The organism is Streptomyces mabaensis (genome assembly GCF_053763515.1).
Map to the genome: position 1 here is coordinate 155,572 of NZ_JBSOPZ010000012.1, position 16,285 is coordinate 171,856.

At 72.3% G+C, this 16,285-nt stretch carries 21 protein-coding genes; 5 read left to right on the forward strand and 16 right to left on the reverse strand.

Translation table 11 applies throughout. The features are described from left to right. Positions 1-32 precede the first annotated feature (32 nt). The 6 genes from ACWV17_RS13465 to ACWV17_RS13490 form a co-directional block, all read right to left on the reverse strand. A complete protein-coding gene (locus ACWV17_RS13465) occupies positions 33-947 on the reverse strand; it encodes a LysR family transcriptional regulator (RefSeq protein WP_455359864.1) in 915 nt (304 codons plus the stop codon). 406 nt (positions 948-1,353) lie between these two features. Next, the gene (locus ACWV17_RS13470; RefSeq protein WP_455354893.1) at positions 1,354-2,565 is read right to left on the reverse strand and encodes a glycine C-acetyltransferase; all 1,212 of its coding nucleotides are present in this window, start codon (positions 2,563-2,565) and stop codon (positions 1,354-1,356) included. Between the two features lie 60 nt (positions 2,566-2,625). Beyond that, positions 2,626-3,654, reverse strand: a complete 1,029-nt coding sequence (gene tdh, locus ACWV17_RS13475) for an L-threonine 3-dehydrogenase (RefSeq protein WP_455359865.1) — start codon at positions 3,652-3,654, stop codon at positions 2,626-2,628. A 199-nt stretch (positions 3,655-3,853) separates the two neighbouring features. Next, the gene (locus tag ACWV17_RS13480; protein ID WP_455359866.1) at positions 3,854-4,873 is read right to left on the reverse strand and encodes an NAD(P)/FAD-dependent oxidoreductase; all 1,020 of its coding nucleotides are present in this window, start codon (positions 4,871-4,873) and stop codon (positions 3,854-3,856) included. Continuing rightward, positions 4,870-5,394, reverse strand: coding sequence for an isoprenylcysteine carboxyl methyltransferase family protein (locus ACWV17_RS13485; protein ID WP_455359867.1), 525 nt, complete (start codon positions 5,392-5,394; stop codon positions 4,870-4,872). Before ACWV17_RS13485 ends, ACWV17_RS13480 begins: the two co-directional genes overlap by 4 nt. Before the next feature lie 66 nt (positions 5,395-5,460). Then, positions 5,461-6,516: a type III polyketide synthase gene (locus tag ACWV17_RS13490; protein WP_455359868.1), complete on the reverse strand. Its 1,056-nt coding sequence runs from the start codon at positions 6,514-6,516 to the stop codon at positions 5,461-5,463. 120 nt (positions 6,517-6,636) lie between these two features. On the opposite strand from ACWV17_RS13490, the gene ACWV17_RS13495 reads away from it, so the two are divergent. Then, a complete protein-coding gene (locus tag ACWV17_RS13495; RefSeq protein ID WP_455359869.1) occupies positions 6,637-7,557 on the forward strand; it encodes a UbiA family prenyltransferase in 921 nt (306 codons plus the stop codon). Between the two features lie 93 nt (positions 7,558-7,650). After that, complete coding sequence (locus ACWV17_RS13500; protein ID WP_455359870.1) at positions 7,651-8,733, forward strand: magnesium and cobalt transport protein CorA; 1,083 nt, start codon at positions 7,651-7,653, stop codon at positions 8,731-8,733. Between the two features lie 16 nt (positions 8,734-8,749). Here ACWV17_RS13500 and ACWV17_RS13505 read toward each other — a convergent pair whose 3' ends face one another. Further along, on the reverse strand, positions 8,750-9,862 hold the full coding sequence (locus tag ACWV17_RS13505; protein WP_455359871.1) for a PP2C family protein-serine/threonine phosphatase: 1,113 nt from the start codon (positions 9,860-9,862) through the stop codon (positions 8,750-8,752). Between the two features lie 161 nt (positions 9,863-10,023). Between ACWV17_RS13505 and ACWV17_RS13510 the strand changes: the two genes are divergently transcribed. Further along, positions 10,024-10,599, forward strand: coding sequence for a TerD family protein (locus ACWV17_RS13510; RefSeq protein ID WP_455354901.1), 576 nt, complete (start codon positions 10,024-10,026; stop codon positions 10,597-10,599). Positions 10,600-10,640: 41 nt separating this feature from the next. Here the strand turns inward: ACWV17_RS13510 and ACWV17_RS13515 are convergent, their stop codons facing one another. The 3 genes from ACWV17_RS13515 to ACWV17_RS13525 all read right to left on the reverse strand — a co-directional run bounded on the left by ACWV17_RS13515 (position 10,641) and on the right by ACWV17_RS13525 (position 12,144). After that, positions 10,641-11,165: a DUF6328 family protein gene (locus ACWV17_RS13515; RefSeq protein WP_455354902.1), complete on the reverse strand. Its 525-nt coding sequence runs from the start codon at positions 11,163-11,165 to the stop codon at positions 10,641-10,643. 67 nt (positions 11,166-11,232) lie between these two features. Beyond that, positions 11,233-11,769 (reverse strand): isochorismatase family cysteine hydrolase, encoded by a 537-nt coding sequence (locus ACWV17_RS13520; RefSeq protein WP_455354903.1) that lies wholly within the window; start codon positions 11,767-11,769, stop codon positions 11,233-11,235. Positions 11,770-11,775: 6 nt separating this feature from the next. Beyond that, positions 11,776-12,144: a hypothetical protein gene (locus ACWV17_RS13525; protein WP_455354904.1), complete on the reverse strand. Its 369-nt coding sequence runs from the start codon at positions 12,142-12,144 to the stop codon at positions 11,776-11,778. 183 nt (positions 12,145-12,327) lie between these two features. Here ACWV17_RS13525 and ACWV17_RS13530 point away from each other — a divergent pair, with 183 nt between their 5' ends. Beyond that, the gene (locus tag ACWV17_RS13530; RefSeq protein ID WP_455354905.1) at positions 12,328-12,744 is read left to right on the forward strand and encodes a VOC family protein; all 417 of its coding nucleotides are present in this window, start codon (positions 12,328-12,330) and stop codon (positions 12,742-12,744) included. Between the two features lie 58 nt (positions 12,745-12,802). On the opposite strand, the gene ACWV17_RS13535 is transcribed toward ACWV17_RS13530, so the two are convergent. Beyond that, the gene (locus ACWV17_RS13535; protein WP_455359891.1) at positions 12,803-13,768 is read right to left on the reverse strand and encodes an LLM class F420-dependent oxidoreductase; all 966 of its coding nucleotides are present in this window, start codon (positions 13,766-13,768) and stop codon (positions 12,803-12,805) included. Positions 13,769-13,835: 67 nt separating this feature from the next. Here ACWV17_RS13535 and ACWV17_RS13540 point away from each other — a divergent pair, with 67 nt between their 5' ends. Then, on the forward strand, positions 13,836-14,192 hold the full coding sequence (locus ACWV17_RS13540) for a DUF6479 family protein (protein ID WP_455354907.1): 357 nt from the start codon (positions 13,836-13,838) through the stop codon (positions 14,190-14,192). Between the two features lie 48 nt (positions 14,193-14,240). Here ACWV17_RS13540 and ACWV17_RS13545 read toward each other — a convergent pair whose 3' ends face one another. From ACWV17_RS13545 to ACWV17_RS13565, 5 genes are all read right to left on the reverse strand, one after another. Beyond that, entirely contained in the window at positions 14,241-14,480 is a 240-nt protein-coding gene (locus tag ACWV17_RS13545) for a DUF5133 domain-containing protein (protein ID WP_455354908.1), read from the reverse strand. Between the two features lie 9 nt (positions 14,481-14,489). Next, positions 14,490-15,029 carry a flavin reductase family protein gene (locus ACWV17_RS13550; RefSeq protein WP_455359872.1) on the reverse strand — a complete coding sequence of 180 codons (540 nt, stop codon included), beginning with the start codon at positions 15,027-15,029 and terminating at the stop codon, positions 14,490-14,492. A 156-nt stretch (positions 15,030-15,185) separates the two neighbouring features. Then, complete coding sequence (locus ACWV17_RS13555; RefSeq protein WP_455354910.1) at positions 15,186-15,362, reverse strand: CsbD family protein; 177 nt, start codon at positions 15,360-15,362, stop codon at positions 15,186-15,188. A 121-nt stretch (positions 15,363-15,483) separates the two neighbouring features. Further along, the gene (locus ACWV17_RS13560) at positions 15,484-15,672 is read right to left on the reverse strand and encodes a hypothetical protein (protein ID WP_455359873.1); all 189 of its coding nucleotides are present in this window, start codon (positions 15,670-15,672) and stop codon (positions 15,484-15,486) included. 45 nt (positions 15,673-15,717) lie between these two features. After that, positions 15,718-16,251: a type 1 glutamine amidotransferase domain-containing protein gene (locus tag ACWV17_RS13565; protein WP_455359874.1), complete on the reverse strand. Its 534-nt coding sequence runs from the start codon at positions 16,249-16,251 to the stop codon at positions 15,718-15,720. Between the last annotated feature and the right edge of the window lie 34 nt (positions 16,252-16,285).

The window sequence follows — 16,285 nt, forward strand, 5'->3', positions numbered from 1 at the left end:
CGGGAGCCCGCTGAGCCGGCCGCCCGGCGGCCTCAGCTTCGCGGGAGGCCGTCTGCGATCTCCGTGAGGGCATCGAGCACCGGGCGGATCAGTGGATGGTCCGCCGCGCCGCGGCGCACCGCGGCGAACACCCGGCGGGTCGCCGCCGGGCCCTCCACCGGGCGGACGACGGTGTCCTTCAGCTCCATACCGCGCAGCGCGGAGCGCGGCACCAGCGCGACCCCGGCACCCGCTCCGGCGAGCGCCACCACGGCACGGAAGTCGTCCGAGGTGTGCACCAGGCGCGGCTGGAACCCGGCCAGTTCGCAGGCGAGCACCATCACGTCGTGGCAGGGGTTGCCGGGGTACGGACTGATCCAGTCGCTGTCGGCCAGCTCGGCCAGGGACACGTGGGCGCCCTGCTCGAGCGGGTGGCCGGCGTGCAGGACGGCGTCGAAGGGCTCCGCGTACAGCGGGACCCGGGCGAGCCGGAGGTCGTCCTCATGCGGCGCGCCCCGGTACTCGACCGCCAGGGCGAGATCCGCCTCGCCGTCGAGCACCAGCGGCAGGCTCTCGTCACCCTCGGCGTCCCGTACCCGTACGCGGATGCCCGGGTTCCGGTCGGCGAGCAGGGCGATGACGGGGGCCAGTACCTCGGCGATGCCGGTCGCGAAGGCGGCGACCGTCACCTCGCCGGCCGCGCCGCCCGCGTAGGCGGCGAGCTCGGCCTCTGCGCGCTCCAGCTGGGCCACTACCTCGTGGGCGTGGACGAGCAGGATCTCCCCCGCCGCGGTCAGCCGCACTCCCCGGCCGCTGCGGGTCAGCAGGACGTGGCCGGTCTCCTGCTCAAGCGCGGCGAGCTGCTGGGAGACGGCCGAAGGGGTCAGGTACAGCGCGGCGGCCGCGGCGGTCACCGTACGGTGGTCCGCCACGGCCCGCAGGATGCGCAGCCGCCGAGGGTCGATCACCCGACCATTTTGCCAGCCGGCGGCAGCCGCTCGCGTGGGCGGCGTGCCCTCGTACGGCCCGGTCGGCAGGGCGCCCGGACGTCCCGGGTCCCTCGACCCGCCCAGGCAGCTCGACCGGCCGGGCCACGGCGGGGTGTGCGGTGCCACGTCGCCCGTCATGCCGGCCCATCGGTTCGCGCCCGCCGCCCGTCAGCCCGTCCTACCTGGGCGCCCGCCGGAGCAGCCCGGCCAGTTCGGCCCGGTCAGACCTGGCCCGGTCAGACCTGGCCCGGTCGGTGCAGCCCGACAGCTCGGTCCCGGCAGGCCCGCCTGCCGAAGAAGCACCCGCTGGCGCGGCCGCCGCCAGGGCGGCCAGGTCGGAGCCCCGCACGGCCCGCCGGGGCGGGCGGGCCGCCAGGCTGGCCCGTCAGACCTCCGCCCAGCCCTGGAGCGCCTCCCGCGCCTCGATGAACGCGGCGACAGCACGTTCGACGTCGGCCGTCGAGTGCGCCGCGGAGAGCTGGACGCGGATCCGGGCCTGGCCCATCGGGACGACGGGGTACGAGAAGCCGATCACGTACACGCCGCGCTCCAGCAGGAGGTCTGCCATCCGGGCCGCCTCCGCGGCGTCGCCGATCATCACGGGGGCGATCGCGTGGTCGCCGGGCAGGATCTCGAAGCCCGCCTCGGTCATCCTGGTCCGGAAGAGCGCGGTGTTGGCGTTCAGCCGCTCGCGCAGATCGCCCGCGGACTCCAGCAGGTCCAGGACCTTGAGGGACGCGGCGGCGATGACCGGGGCGAGGGAGTTGGAGAAGAGGTACGGGCGCGAGCGCTGGCGCAGCAGGCCGACGATCTCCGCGCGGGCGGCGACATAGCCGCCGGACGCGCCGCCGAGGGCCTTGCCCAGGGTGCCGGTGATGATGTCGACGCGGTCCATCACGCCGTGCAGCTCGGGGGTGCCGCGGCCGCCGGGGCCGACGAAGCCGACGGCGTGCGAGTCGTCGACCATGACCATCGCGTCGTAGCGGTCGGCCAGATCGCAGATCTCGTCGAGCGGGGCGACGTAGCCGTCCATGGAGAACACGCCGTCGGTGACGATGAGCCGGCGGCGGGCGCCGCCCGCGACGGCCTCCTTGAGCTGCTGCTCCAGGTCGGCGAGGTCGCGGTTGGCGTAACGGAAGCGGCGGGCCTTGGAGAGGCGGATGCCGTCGATGATGCTGGCGTGGTTGAGGGCGTCGGAGATGACCGCGTCCTCGGGGCCGAGCAGCGTCTCGAAGACACCACCGTTGGCGTCGAAACAGGAGGAGTACAGGATCGTGTCCTCCTGGCCGAGGAACGCGGACAGCCGCCGCTCCAGCTCCTTGTGGACGTCCTGGGTACCGCAGATGAACCGTACGGACGCCATGCCGTAGCCCCAGCGGTCGAGGGCGTCCTTGGCGGCGGAGACGACCTCGGGGTGGTCGGCGAGGCCGAGGTAGTTGTTGGCGCAGAAGTTGAGGACCTCACCGGGGCGTCCGCCGGCGGTGACGGAGACGGCCGCGCTCTGCGGGGTGCCGATGACGCGCTCGGGCTTGAAGAGGCCGGCGGAGCGGATCTCGTCGAGGGTGGCGCGGAGGTCGTCGCGGACGGACGCGTACATGGAGAGGGGCTCCTTGAGGGAGAGGGGACGGGCTGGGTGGCTCGGTCGGTCCGGACGGTCTCAGACGGTCCAGTCGAGGATGATCTTTCCGCTGCGGGCGGTGGCGGCCTCGTCGAAGGCGGCGTCGAAGTCCTGGTAGGCGTAGCTGCCGGTGATCACCGGGGACAGGTCGAGCCCGCCCTCCAGCAGCACGGTCATGGCGTACCACGTCTCGTACATCTCACGGCCGTAGATGCCCTTGACGGTGATCATCGAGGTCACGATCTTCGACCAGTCGACGGCGAACTCCTCGGCCGGCAGGCCCAGCATGGCGATCCGGCCGCCGTGCGTCATGTTGTCGATCATGTCGCGCACGGCCTCGGGCCGGCCGGACATCTCCAGGCCGATGTCGAAGCCCTCCTTCAGCCCCAACTGCCGCTGGGCGTCGGCGATCGACGACTCGGCGACGTTCAGCGCGAGGGTGGCGCCGACCTTGCGGGCCAGGGCAAGCCGGGATTCGCTCACATCGGTGATCACGACGTTGCGGGCGCCGGCGTGCCGGGCGACGGCCGCCGCCATGATGCCGATCGGGCCCGCACCGGTGATCAGGACGTCCTCGCCGACCAGGGGGAAGGAGAGCGCGGTGTGGACGGCGTTGCCGAACGGATCGAAGATCGCGGCGACGTCCAGGTCCACCTTGGTCCGGTGCACCCAGACGTTGGAGGCGGGCAGGGCCACGTACTCGGCGAAGGCGCCGTCGCGGCCGACTCCGAGGCCGATCGTGCTGCGGCACAGGTGCCGGCGGCCGGCCAGACAGTTGCGGCACTTGCCGCACACCAGGTGGCCCTCGCCGCTCACCAGGTCGCCGATCACGATGTCCTGTACGTCCGCGCCGACGGCGGCGACCTCGCCGACGAACTCGTGCCCGAGGACGAGCGGCGTCCGGACGGCCTGCTGGGCCCAGCCGTCCCAGGACCGGATGTGCAGGTCGGTACCGCAGATCCCGGTGCGCAGCACCTTGATCAGGACGTCGCCGGGGCCGGTCTCCGGCTCCGGCACGTCCATGAGCCACAGCCCGGGCTCGGCCTTGTGCTTGACGAGTGCCTTCATTGCTGCGGCTCCAGGGCTGGTGACGGGGCTGTGACGGGGCTGTGATGTGTGCAACACCAATCTGCCGAGCCCTGAACGTTAAGTCCATCGAGGATTTCTTAAGCGGGTCAACAGCCCAGCTTCACGGCGTGGCGGCTTCTCCCGCGGGAGCGCGTCATTCGGGAGCGCTTCACTCGGGAGCGCTTCACTCGGGAGCGCGTCACTGCAGGGCGTGCACGGCGGCCCGGAACGCGGACGGCACGCGGCAGGCCGCCGGGACGATCAGGCGCGCCGTAGCCGGCCGCCGGGCCGCGTACAGCAGGGCCTCGGTGAGCAGCCGGTGCCGTCGGGTCGTCCCGGCCCAGCGCGCCGGGTACGCCGCCGGGTCGTCGGCGGCCAGGCACCATACGGCCGCTCCGGCCGTCGCCAGGGCCAGCGCGATGCCCTCGCCGGTCAGGGCGTCCACATAGCCTGCCGCGTCGCCCACCAGCAGCACCCGGCCGGCCAGCGGGCTCCGGGCCCGCCGGCGCAGCGGTCCGGCGCCGCGCACCGGGCCCGCCTCGCCGCCCCGCAGCAACGGGGCCAGTTGTGGGAAGGCCGTGAGGTGCTCCTCGTACGAGCGGCGGTCGCGGCTCAGTACGGCGACGCCCACCAGGCCGTTCCCGAGCGGGGTCACGTACGCCTCGCCGTGGCGCGACCAGTGGACCTCGACGAAGTCCGACCACGGCGCGATCCGGTAGTGCCGGCGCAGGCCGAAGCGGCGCGGCGCGCGGACGGGCACATCGAGGCCGAGGCTGCGGCGGAGCGGGGAGTGCAGCCCGTCGGCGGCGACCAGCCAACGCGCCGTCAGGCCGGCCGCGGTCACCCGGTCGTCGCCCTGCCGGACCCCGTCCACCTTCCCCGGCACGATCCGGACCCCGAGGTCCAGCGCTCGCCGGTGCAGGGCGGCGTGCAGCGCGGTCCGCCGTACGCCCAGCCCGGGGCCCGGCCGCTCGCGGAACCTCGCCTCGGCCGTCCGGCCGCCGTCCCGGTAGCGGATGCCGCGCAGTTCATGACCGGTGACCGCGATGCCCAGCGCGCGCAGCGCCACCGCGCCGCTCGGCATGATGCCCTCGCCGCAGGCCTTGTCCACGGGGGCGGCGCGCGGCTCCACCACGACGGCCTCCATCCCCGCGAGGGCCGCGTGGACGGCTGTCGCGAGCCCGGCCGGTCCGCCGCCGGCCACCAGGACGTCGATCACGTCCGGGCCTGCGCGGTCATGGTCGCCAGGGCCGCCTCCTCGCAGCGGATCCGCACGGCCATGAGCACCGCGTTCAGCCCGGTGAAGACGGCGGCGGTCACCCAGGCCCCGTGGACCAGCGGGAGCGCCAGCCCCTCGGCGACGACGGCGACGTAGTTCGGGTGCCGCAGCCACCGGTAGGGGCCGCCCGACACCAGGGGCAGGCCGGGTACGACGATCACCCGGGTGTTCCACTGACGGCCCAGCGTACGGATGCACCACCAGCGCAGGGCCTGCGCGGCCACGACGACCGCCAGCATCGTCCAGCCGAGCAGGGGCAGGAACGGGCGTCCGGCCAGCCACACTTCGGCGAGGCAGCCGGCCAGCAGGGCGGTGTGCAGCGCGACCATCGCCGGATAGTGGCCGCGGCCGGCCTCGGTGCCGCCACGGGCCAAGCTCCAGCGCGCATTGCGCAGGGCCACGACGAGTTCGGCGATGCGTTCACCCGCGACGGCCAGCACGAGGGCGGTGTACCAGATCATGTGTCCCTACCTTCTCGACCGTTCTCGACCGGGACCCTCTCGACCCTTCTTGACCGGGCCGGCGGCCTACCAGCGCAGCAGCACGAGTTCACAGCAGAACCCCGGTCCCATGGCCAACAGCAGACCGGGCGTACCCGGTTCGGGCCGCCGCTGCTCCATCGTGTCCCGCAGCACGTGCAGGACCGAGGACGAGGACAGATTCCCCACGTCGGCCAGCGAGTTCCAGGTGACGTCGAGCGCGTCCTCGGGCAGCGACAGCGCCTCGGTCACGGCGTCGAGCACCTTGGGGCCGCCGGGGTGACACACCCAGTGGGCCACGTCCTTGGGTTTGAGGCCGTGCTCCGCCAGGAAGTCGCTGACGTCGTCGGCGAGATAGCGGCGGACCACGTCGGGTACGGACGGGTCGAGGACGACACGGAATCCGGTGCTCCTGATGTCCCAGCCCATGACGCGCTCGGTGTCGGGGTACATCCGGCTGCGGGTGGCCACCACTTCGGGCCCCGCTGCCGGTGCCCGCCGGCCGCCGACGGCGACCACGGCCGCGGCCCCGTCGCCGAACAGCCCGGTGGCGACCAGGTTGGCGAGCGAGGAGTCGCCCCGCTGGAAGGTGAGCGAGCAGAGCTCGACCGACAGGAGGACGGCCACCTGGTCGGGCCAGCCGCGCAGATAGTCGTGCAGCCGCGCGATGCCGGCCGCTCCGGCGACGCAGCCGAGACCGAAGACGGGCAGCCGTTTCACATCGGGCCGCAGGCCCAGCCGCCCGACCAGCCTGGCATCGACGGACGGCGCGGCGACCCCGGTGACGGAGGTGAACATCAGCAGGTCCACGTCCTCGGGCCGCAGCCCGGCAGCGCGCAGCGCGCCGCGTACCGCCTCGGTGCCCAGGTCGGTGGCGGCCCGGATGAAGACGTCGTTGGCGGCGCCGAAGCCGTCCAGTTCGGGGTAACGCTCCATCGGCAGCACCATGTTGCGCGTGCGCACCCCGGCGTTCTGGTGCAGCCGGTCGAGCACCCGGCGATCCGCCCCGGGGGACAGGCAGGTGCGGGCCACCATGTCGGTGATCTCACGCTGGGTACGGCGATGGGGGGCCAGGGCGCCGTGGACGGCTGCGATCCGGGTCATCTCGGGTCCCGCCTCGGGGGTCTCATGCTCCCCATCCCTGCCCGCGTACAGGCGTGCGACACCGGAAGTCGCCCGTCCGGCTGTCCCGGGGCCCTGCGGCGGCGTGACTACCATCGGCCGATGGACACTGCCGACCCGCCCCGGACGCGCGGCGCGACCGTGCGGCCGCCCCGCAGGCCCCGCGGACTCCGCGGGCCTCGCGCCGCGGTGGGGCTCGCGCTGCGCCGTGCCGTGGGGCTGGCGCTGTCCTGCCATCCGGGGCCGGTGGTCGCCGTCACCGTGCTCGCCACCGCACTGGCCGTCAGCGCCGGTCATGGCGGCGCCCGTTGTGCGCTCATCGGTGCCGCCGTGCTGGCCGGCCAGCTGTCGGTGGGCTGGTGCAACGACGCGTTCGACGCCGGCCGCGACGCCACGGTCGGCCGCCGCGGCAAACCGGTGGCCGACGGGGTGGTGAGCCGGACCGCGGTCTGGGCGGCGGCCGGCGCCGCGCTCGCGCTGTGTGTGCCGCTGTCGCTGGCCTGCGGGCTGCTCGCGGGTACGGCGCATCTGGCCGCGGTGGCGGGCGCGTGGGCGTACAACCTGTGGCTGAAGGCGACGGTGCTCTCCTGGCTTCCGTACGTACTCGGCTTCGCGAGCCTGCCCTCGCTGGTCGCGCTGAGCCTGCCCGGCCGTCCGTGGCCCGCCTGGTGGGCGGTGACGGCCGGGGCGCTGCTCGGGGTCGCGGCGCATCTGGGCGACGTACTCCCCGACATCCCGGCCGATCTGACGACCGGCGTGCGGGGACTGCCGCACCGGCTGGGCGTGACCGGCACGCGGCTGCTGCTGCCGGTCCCGCTGGTCGCGGCGACGGCGGTGCTGGTGCTCGGTCCCCCCGGGCCGGTCGGCGGGTGGGGGGCGGCGGCACTGGCGGCCGCCCCGCTGCTTGCCGTCACGGGTCTGGCACTGGGCCGGTACTGGCGCAAGGCGGCGTTCGCCGGGACGGTCGCCGTCGCCGCGGTGGACCTGGCTCTGCTCCTGGTTCAGGGCATCAGCCTGGCCTGATACCGCACGGCTCTTCGCCGGGGCGGCCGGGCGGCGGGCGCGGCGTCGGTGGCACACTGGCCGCCGATCAGCCGAAGGAGTTCCCCCGTGTCCATGATCCGCACCCTCCGCCGAGCGGTGAGCCGGGCGTACCGCCGCACCGTGGACCTCAGCCATCCCGCGCGGTCCCCTCTGGGCAGCGCGGTGGAGAACTGCGTGGTCTATCTCGACGGGTTGCGCCAGCCCGGGGACGGTCCGGCCGACGAGGCGCTCCAGCGGGTCCGCAAGTCGGGGGACGGCTTCGTCTGGGTGGGCCTGCACGAGCCCGGGCAGGCGGAGCTGGCGGGGACGGCGGAGCTGTTCGGCCTCCACCCGCTGGCTGTCGGCGACGCCGGGCGGCCCCATCCGCGGCCGAAGGTGGAGCGGTACGACGATGTGCTGTTCGCCGTGTTCAAGACGGTCTGCTACGTCGAGCACGAGGAACTGACCGCAACCAGCGAGGTGGTGGACACCGGGGAGCTGATGGTCTTCGTCGGCGCCGATTTCGTCATCACCGTCAGGCACGGCGGACACGGCTCACTGGGCCCGCTGCGCGAGGCCCTGGAGTCGGCCCCCGAGCAGCTGGCCAAGGGACCGTCCGCCGTGCTGCACGCGATCGCCGATCAGGTGGTCGACGACTACCTCGCGGTCGCCGACGCGGTGCAGGACGACATCGACGCGGTCGAGACCGCCGTCTTCAGCGAGCAGGCGAGCCGCGGCGACGCCGGCCGGATCTACCAGCTCAAGCGGGAGCTCCTCGAACTGAGGCGGGCCGTGGCGCCGTTGGACCGGCCGCTGCAGGCGCTGGCCACCCGGCCGATGCCGCTGATCGACACCACGTACCAGGCGTACTTCCGCGATGTCGCCGACCATCTGGCCCGGATCACCGACCAGATAGCGTCCTTCGACGCGCTGCTCGATTCGATCCTGCAGGCGCATCTGGCCCAGGTGACCGTCGCCCAGAACGAGGACATGCGGAAGATCACCGCGTGGGCGGCCGTCATCGCCGTCCCCACCATGGTGTGCGGGGTGTACGGCATGAACTTCGAGCACATGCCCGAACTCGGCTGGAAGTACGGCTATCCCCTCGTCCTGGGCGTGATCGCCGTCGCGTGTGTCGCCATCCACCGGGGCTTCCGCCGCAACGGCTGGCTGTGACGACGGCCGGCGCCGGTCACAGCCGTTCGATCGCGACGACGGCCGCATCGTCGCCGAGGTGGCCGCCGGCGTGGGCCAGCAGGTCCGCGCAGAGGTAGCGCAGGAGCCGGTCGGGGCCGTGGTCCGGCCAGGACTCCAGCCGTTCGGCCAGCGGGTAGAACGTGCCGGCCCGGTCGCGGGCCTCGACGACCCCGTCCGTGTACAGCAGGACGACGTCCCCCGGCTCGAACGCGAACGTCTCCATGGCGAAGGCGGAGCCGTCGAACGAGGTGAGGCCGAGGGGAGGCGCGGTCCGGCGTACTTGAAGCGGAGTCGCCCGGCCGCCGCGCAGCAGCAGGGGCGGCGGATGTCCGCAGTTGACCAGGTGGAGGACCGCTTCGGCGTCGGGGACGTCGAGCACGGCGGCGGTGATGAAGCTCTCGCCCCGGTCCTCGCTCCGGTCGCCGTCGGCCGCCGGATCATCCAGGTCCGAGGAGACGGTCCCCTCGAGGTCGGCCATGAGTACGGGCAGGTCGGCCTGCCGGTGCGCGGCTCCCCGGAACGCGCCCAGCAGCAGGGCCGCGTCGCCGATGGCCTCCAGGCCCTTGCCACGGACGTCACCGATGATCAGCCGGGTGCCCCGGGTCGTACGCGCGGCGGCGTACAGATCGCCGCCGATCTGGGCCTCGGCCTCGGCCGCCAGATAGACGGAGGCGATGCGCAGCGGGCCGATCCGCTGCGGAATGGGCCGCAGCACCACCCGTTGCGTGGCCTCCGCCACCCAGCGCAGCTGTGTCAGCTCCCTCTCGTGGCGCTCGCGCAAGTGGGCGAAGAAGGTCACGAACAGCGAGATCAGGATCAGCGCGATGATCTGGAAGGTGTGGTTCAGGTCGGTGAGGCTGGTGCGCACCATGGCGACCACCGCCTGGGCGAGCACGGCGACCGCGCCGATGAACGCGGTCATCCTGGGGCCGGCGAACGACGCCGTGACGGCGGGGGCGGCGACCAGGAAGGGGCCCAGGTGGACCTCGGGCGGGGCCAGGATGTCGACCACGGTGACGGCCACGATCAGCGCGATGGGCACCGCCACCAGCGCTTGGCTCGGCTGCCACGACCAGCGGTGATCCCGGTGGAGCCGCCGGAGATCCATGCCTCCTGGATACACCACGGGGGCTGCCCGCGCTCCGCACCCGATGGGGTGCGGAGCATCCGGGTGACTGCCGGGAACCGATCGGGGCGGACAACCGTTGCCCCGTTGGGCAAAGAAACCGTCAAGGGGCGTGGCCCGCGCCGGATTGAGCAGGGATTTTCATGGGTGTCAGCCTCTCCAAGGGCGGCAACGTCTCGCTCACCAAGGAGGCCCCCGGCCTGACCGCGGTCACCGTGGGCCTGGGCTGGGACGTACGCAGCACGACCGGCACCGACTTCGACCTGGACGCCAGCGCTCTGCTGGTGGAAGCGAACGGCAAGGTGGTGTCCGACCAGCACTTCGTTTTCTTCAACAACCTCAAGAGCCCCGAGGGCTCGGTCGAGCACACCGGTGACAACCTCACCGGTGAGGGCGAGGGTGACGACGAGCAGATCAAGGTAAACCTCTCGACGGTCCCCGCCGAGGTCGACAAGATCGTCTTCCCGGTCTCGATCTTCGAGGGCGAGACCCGCAGTCAGAGCTTCGGTCAGGTGCGCAACGCGTTCATTCGCGTGGTCAACCAGGCCGACAGCAAGGAGCTCGCGCGATACGACCTGAGCGAGGACGCCTCCACCGAGACGGCGATGGTCTTCGGCGAGCTGTACCGCAACGCCGCGGAGTGGAAGTTCCGCGCCGTCGGCCAGGGGTACGCATCGGGCCTGCGCGGCATCGCGCAGGACTTCGGCGTGAACATCTGATCCCAGCGGTGACGGCTGCCGTCCGGCTGTGCCCTCTCGGGTCACTTGTCGGGCGGCGGCCGGCCGCGCTGGGCGGAATGGAGCGTCCAGGCCGGCAGGGCGAACCAGCTCAGGGCGAACCAGAGCACCATGCCGACGACGATCCACACGGCCAGGCCGTCGTCCAGCGCGACCCGCAGGATGAGCAGGAGCGCGCACGCCATCGTGCAGAGCAGCAGGAACAGTCCGAGGACGGTCAGGCGGGAGGCCCAGATGACCGTCTGCGGTTTCACCCGCCGCCCGGTGACCATGCGGTGGAACGACACCGGACCGACCAGGGCGCCGGTCGTCGCCGCGCCCAGTACCACCGTGACCACGTAAATGGTCCGGTCCGTCGTGCTCAGGTCGGTGAACACCGGCTGGAACACCACGGTGAGGAGGAAGCCGAACAGGATCTGCACGCCGGTCTGCGCGACCCGCAGCTCCTGCAGCAGGTCCGCCCACCGTCTGTCCGCGCGCTCCTCTTCCGTCTCGTCGCGGCCACGGACCTGCGGGCTCCGCTGTGCCGGCGGTTTGCCATCCACCATCGCGACCGCCCTCTCCTCGCAGGGTGTCTGGGGTCCATCGTCCCAGGCGCTCTCCGCACGCGACAGGTCACAGCTTCACCTCGTCGGCGCGACGGATCTCCGCACTCATGTTCCGTTCCATCATCCGCAGCGCCGCGCGGGCGAGATCGGCGTGAATGTGGGCGACGGCGTCCTCGGCCACGGTGACCGTCAGATGGCGGATGTGCGCGTCCAGGGCGGAGTAGAGCACGCACTGCTCGGTGACCTGCCCGCACAGCACCAGGTGATCGACGTCCAGCTCGCCCAGCAGGTACCCGAGCGGGGTCTCGAAGAAGATCGAGTGTCTGGCCTTCATGACGAAGAGTGAGTTCTCGTCCGGGCGGACCGGCCGCACCAGATCGGCGTGCGGCCCCGCCAGCGCCGTCCGGACGATCTCCCCGTGATGGGAGCGCCAGTCACCGAAGTTGTCGTTGACGTAGATCACCGGGACCTCACGGCTCCTGGCCACTTCCAGCAGCCGGATCACCGCGGGCAGCGCCTCCCGTACGGACGGGAGAAGCAGCTCGGCATCGGCATGGTCATAGGTGTTGATCATGTCGATGACGACGAGCGCGGTCCTGCCCATGAGGAGTTACCGGCTTGCGAGCCGCAGTTCGACTTCCTTCTCCTGGTCACCGGCGGCCATGCCTTCCTCCTCCACCGCGAACGCAGCCGCCAGCACCTCGCGCAGCCGGTCCACCGCCCAGTAACCGCCCTGGACCGCGGCCATGACGGGGGCGGTCAGATGCACCGGTTCCGCCTCGGCCCGTACCTCCGCGACGTCGACGGTCGAGGTCCAGACGGTCGGGCGTCCCTCGGCCGCGTCATGCGGTACGTCGTCGTCGGCGCGGTCGGAGGCGAACGACCGCCCCAGCACGCGGAACACGGCGTGGGCGTCGTGTGCCGAGCAACCGCTGAGCTCCACCACGACCTGGGTCGCGGGCTGCTGTGTGCTGTCCACGGTGCGTCCTTCCTCTGGCGATCACCGGTCTCGCGCCGCCCGCCGGGCGGGCCGCGCTTCCAGGCTCACCCCGTGGTGCCGCCCGTGCGACCGGAAGGTCTGCGTTCGGGTACCCGCCGAGGCGCCCGGAAACCGCCGGTCGCCTCCTGTGTGCGCCCGACAGCGGGGGGTACCGGATACGACATGACCGTTGAGAAAACGAGTGTCCTGATCCTGGACTGTGCCGAGCCCGAGCCGCTGGCGGAGTTCTACGCCGCGCTGCTCGACGCGGACATCCGGGTGGCGAGCGATCCCGACTTCGTGGAAGTCGTCGGCAACAGCGGTGTGCACCTGGCGATTCGCCGGGACCACGGCTACGCCCCTCCCAGCTGGCCGCGTCCCGAGGACTCCCAGCAGGCCCACCTTCGCATTCTCGTCGCGCGCGGCGACATGGACGAGGCGGAACGCGAGGCCATCGGCCTGGGCGCGCGGCCGGTGGACGCCCGGGACAACAGCGGGCCGCGGGACGTACGCGTGTACGCCGACCCGGCCGGGCACTCCTTCTCCCTCGCGGTGACCCCGCGCAAGGCCCCGGCGAGGGAGCCCGCCGACCTGGCATGAGGCGCACCGTGAGCCGTCGTCGCCCACCCGGCGCCGACGGCTCGCTCGCGCGTGCCGCTCACAGCTCCCGCAGCGCCGGCAGCAGGGTCTTCTCCGCCCAGTCCAGGAACGGCTGCTGCTGGTTGCCGCCGATCTGGACGAGGGCGACCTCGGTGAACCCGGCATCGACGTAGGGGCGCACCGCCTCGACGAACGTCTCCAGGTCGTCGCCGCACGGGACGGACTCCTGGAGGTCCTCGGGCCGTACGTACGCGGTCGCCGCCGCGAAGCCGGCCGGGCCCGGCAGCTCGGAGTTGACCCGCCAGCCGCCCACCGACCAGCGGAACTGGTCATGAGCCCGGGCGAGGGCCGCGTCCCGGTCGGTGTCGTAGCAGACCGGGAGCTGGCCGACGCGTGGCTTTCCCGTGCCTCCGTGTGCGTCGAAGGCCTCCAGCAGGTCACTCTCGGGCTCGGTGGCGATGACGAGGTCGGCGAGCCGGCCGGCGATCTCGCAGGACCGCTCCCCCGAGACGGCGACCCCGATGGGCGGCGGTTCGTCGGGCAGATCCCAGAGTTTGGCGTTCTCCACGTCGAAGTGGGTGCCGTGATGACTCACGTATCCGCCGCCGAAGAGCCTGCGGATGATCTCGATCGCCTCCTCCAGCATCTCCAGCCGGACGTGCGCGGCGGGCCAGCCCACGCCGACCACGTGCTCGTTGAGGTTCTCGCCCGAGCCGAGACCGAGCCGGAAGCGCCCCTCGGACAGCAGCTGCATCGTGGCCGCCTTCTGGGCGACGACGCTCGGGTGGTAGCGGACGGTCGGGCAGGTCACGAACGTCATCAGCGGGATCCGCGAGGTGGCCTGGGCGGCGGCTCCGAGCACGCTCCACGCGTACGGCGCGTGGCCCTGGGAGTCGAGCCACGGGAAGTAGTGGTCCGAGGTCACGGAGAAGTCGAACCCGGCCCGCTCGGCGCCCACCACGTGATCCACGAGTTCCCGCGGGCCCGCCTGCTCGGTCATCATCGTGTATCCGATTTGCACCATGGAACACGCTTTGCCGATCTCCATGCCCCGAAACATGAGCCGTCGGCACGCGGGGTACCCGGGGTGCATGAACACTCCGAACAGACTCCAGGACATCGCTCCCGACGTCGTCCTCGCGGTGACGAGGGACCATCTGGTGGGCATCGGGCCGTTCGTCGTGGGGCTGGCCGTGGTGGCCCTCCTCATCGGCGCGGTCGTGTGGGGCAGGAAGCGCCGGGCACAGGAGCCACCGGTGCCCCGGCCCGAGGAGCAGCCACACCGCCCGGACCACCGGGCCCATATCGACGAGTACGGCAATCATTCGACGGCCGACTTCCCGACCGGGGGCGACCGGCTGATGCCGTACCAGCTCAAGGGGCACGGCAACGACGTAGCCCATCCGGGTGATGAGGAACCGCGCGGCGACGCGGGCGGGCGCGGCTGACGCGCGAGCGCTGCGACGGCGGACGTGACGCGCCGGCCGGGACTGCCCTCAGCGGTCCCGGAGCGCGTCGGCGGACGGTATGACACCGCGGGCCCGCCCGAGGTAGGACTCGGCTTCGGCTATCGCGTCCCGTGCGGTGCGCTTCCCCATCAGCACGCAGAGGGTGTAGGCGATGTCCTCGAGTCTTCGCCGTCTGGTCAGGTCGCGTGGCTCCGCGAGCACGAGGCGCTCCCAGACGCGGTAGCGCCGGAGCAGGGCGGCGAGAAGGGCCTTGTCGGGAAGCAGCATGCCGTCTCCTTAAGCCGGGTGGCCGGGCGTGAGATCGACGACGTCGCTCAGGCTCAGCAGAGCCCCCCTTGGCGGTGCGGTGGCGTCTTCCCCGGCGCCCGCGCCGGCCTCGGCCGGAGCGTGGGGCCCGGCGCCCTGGCCGGTCTCCACCGGGTCGAGCAGGAAGCCGACATGGTCGCCCCAGTCGGCGTGGTCCTCCACCCGGCCGACGAACCAGGCGCGGGCGTCCGCCAGCACCGGGGCCCCGCCCCGGCCGGGCCGCCACCGGACCTGGCTGAACTTGTCGACGCGGTCTCCGGTCCGGCCGCCGAACAGCTCCGCCAGCCCGGACTGTTCGCGCCCCAGCAGGTGCACGGCCAGGAAGCCGGCCCGCCGGGCCACGCCGTAGGTGTGGTTGGCCTTGGAGATCCATACGACGAACCGGGGCGGGTGCAGCGAGTTCTGCGAGGCGAATCCGACCAGGCAGCCCGACTGCTCGCCGCCGGCGGATGCCGTCACGACGTACATCGGGTAGTCGAGCAGGTCGGTGAACGGGTCCAGCCCCGTCATGACCCGGCGCTCGTCGGCATCAGCTGCCCTCCCGGACGACGACACTCCCGACAACGACATGTGAACGCGCACGCGCTGCGGGTACGTGCGACCACGCACCGGGGCCGCGCCCGTCGGGCGCGGCCCCGGTGCGAACCGGGCTGGCCGTGAACGGCCTTACCGCCCCGTTGACTTCTTCATCTGCTTGGCGGTCTTGTCCGCGGCTTCCTGGGCCTTGCCCGTCATCTGCTCGCCGCGGCCCTCCGCCTGCATGGTCTCGTTGCCCATGGCCTTGCCGGTGGACTCCTTCATCTTGCCCTTGGCCTGCTTGGCCTTCGCCTTTGCCTTCGCCATGACGGTTGTCCTTTCACGGTGGGGGGTGGACTGACACATCCACGACTGGCGTATCCACAGTGCGCCGCTCACTCTGAGTCCGCAAACGGGCACGAACAGGCACCGCGCAGTCGGTGCGCCGTCAGTCGGGGGCCTCCGGGACCGGCCGCGTGCCCGGTTCCGGATCCTCACCGGGAGGGGCCGACGGCTCCTGGTCCGGGTCGAGATCGGGCGCCTCGGGCTCCGATTCGGGCGGCTGCGGGTCGTGCGGTACCGGGTCCGGCCGGCTGGGCACCGGGCCGGGGCCGTCGGGGGGCGGTTCTGTGCTCATGACGTCCTGTCCTCGCGCCTGCCCGGGGCTCGGCGCGGTTGTCGTTCAGCCGCGGAACTCCTGGATGAATGCCGCGCAGAAGGCCTTCAGATCGCCGGGCTTGCGGCTGGTGATCAGGGTGCCCGGTGCGGACTGATCGACCTTCACCTCCTCGTCGACCCAGGTACCACCCGCGTTGCGGATGTCGGTCTGCAGGCTGGGCCACGAGGTCAGCGTCCTGCCGCGGACCACATCGGCCTCCACCAGCGTCCAGGGGGCGTGGCAGATCGCCGCGACCGGCTTGCCGAGGCCGAAGAAGTGCCGTACGAAGGCCACGGCATCGGGGTCCATGCGCAGCGCGTCCGGATTGGCGACTCCGCCGGGAAGGACCAGCGCGTCGAAGTCCGCGGTGGTGCTGTCGGCGACCGTCCGGTCCACCGGGAAGGTGCCCGCCTTGTCGAGATGGTCGAACGCCTGGATCCGCCCGGACTTCGTGGAGAGGAGGACCGGCTCGCCGCCCTCGTCGATGACCGCCTGCCAGGGATCGGTCAGTTCGACCTGCTCGACTCCCTCGGGGGCCACGAGAAACGCCACTCGCATGCGTCTCACATCCTTTCTGGTCTTCGCCCCCCCG

What these genes read in the sequence shown, in the direction of transcription:
- ACWV17_RS13470 (WP_455354893.1), bottom strand. Translation starts at nt 2,565, where the DNA reads ATGTACGCGTCCGTCCGCGACGACCTCCGCGCCACCCTCGACGAGATC.
- tdh (WP_455359865.1), bottom strand. Translation starts at nt 3,654, where the DNA reads ATGAAGGCACTCGTCAAGCACAAGGCCGAGCCCGGGCTGTGGCTCATG.
- ACWV17_RS13485 (WP_455359867.1), bottom strand. Translation starts at nt 5,394, where the DNA reads ATGATCTGGTACACCGCCCTCGTGCTGGCCGTCGCGGGTGAACGCATC.
- ACWV17_RS13490 (WP_455359868.1), bottom strand. Translation starts at nt 6,516, where the DNA reads ATGACCCGGATCGCAGCCGTCCACGGCGCCCTGGCCCCCCATCGCCGT.
- ACWV17_RS13495 (WP_455359869.1), top strand. Translation starts at nt 6,637, where the DNA reads ATGGACACTGCCGACCCGCCCCGGACGCGCGGCGCGACCGTGCGGCCG.
- ACWV17_RS13500 (WP_455359870.1), top strand. Translation starts at nt 7,651, where the DNA reads ATGATCCGCACCCTCCGCCGAGCGGTGAGCCGGGCGTACCGCCGCACC.
- ACWV17_RS13505 (WP_455359871.1), bottom strand. Translation starts at nt 9,862, where the DNA reads ATGGATCTCCGGCGGCTCCACCGGGATCACCGCTGGTCGTGGCAGCCG.
- ACWV17_RS13510 (WP_455354901.1), top strand. Translation starts at nt 10,024, where the DNA reads ATGGGTGTCAGCCTCTCCAAGGGCGGCAACGTCTCGCTCACCAAGGAG.
- ACWV17_RS13515 (WP_455354902.1), bottom strand. Translation starts at nt 11,165, where the DNA reads ATGGTGGATGGCAAACCGCCGGCACAGCGGAGCCCGCAGGTCCGTGGC.
- ACWV17_RS13520 (WP_455354903.1), bottom strand. Translation starts at nt 11,769, where the DNA reads ATGGGCAGGACCGCGCTCGTCGTCATCGACATGATCAACACCTATGAC.
- ACWV17_RS13530 (WP_455354905.1), top strand. Translation starts at nt 12,328, where the DNA reads ATGACCGTTGAGAAAACGAGTGTCCTGATCCTGGACTGTGCCGAGCCC.
- ACWV17_RS13535 (WP_455359891.1), bottom strand. Translation starts at nt 13,768, where the DNA reads ATGGTGCAAATCGGATACACGATGATGACCGAGCAGGCGGGCCCGCGG.
- ACWV17_RS13540 (WP_455354907.1), top strand. Translation starts at nt 13,836, where the DNA reads ATGAACACTCCGAACAGACTCCAGGACATCGCTCCCGACGTCGTCCTC.
- ACWV17_RS13545 (WP_455354908.1), bottom strand. Translation starts at nt 14,480, where the DNA reads ATGCTGCTTCCCGACAAGGCCCTTCTCGCCGCCCTGCTCCGGCGCTAC.
- ACWV17_RS13550 (WP_455359872.1), bottom strand. Translation starts at nt 15,029, where the DNA reads ATGACGGGGCTGGACCCGTTCACCGACCTGCTCGACTACCCGATGTAC.
- ACWV17_RS13555 (WP_455354910.1), bottom strand. Translation starts at nt 15,362, where the DNA reads ATGGCGAAGGCAAAGGCGAAGGCCAAGCAGGCCAAGGGCAAGATGAAG.
- ACWV17_RS13560 (WP_455359873.1), bottom strand. Translation starts at nt 15,672, where the DNA reads ATGAGCACAGAACCGCCCCCCGACGGCCCCGGCCCGGTGCCCAGCCGG.
- ACWV17_RS13565 (WP_455359874.1), bottom strand. Translation starts at nt 16,251, where the DNA reads ATGCGAGTGGCGTTTCTCGTGGCCCCCGAGGGAGTCGAGCAGGTCGAA.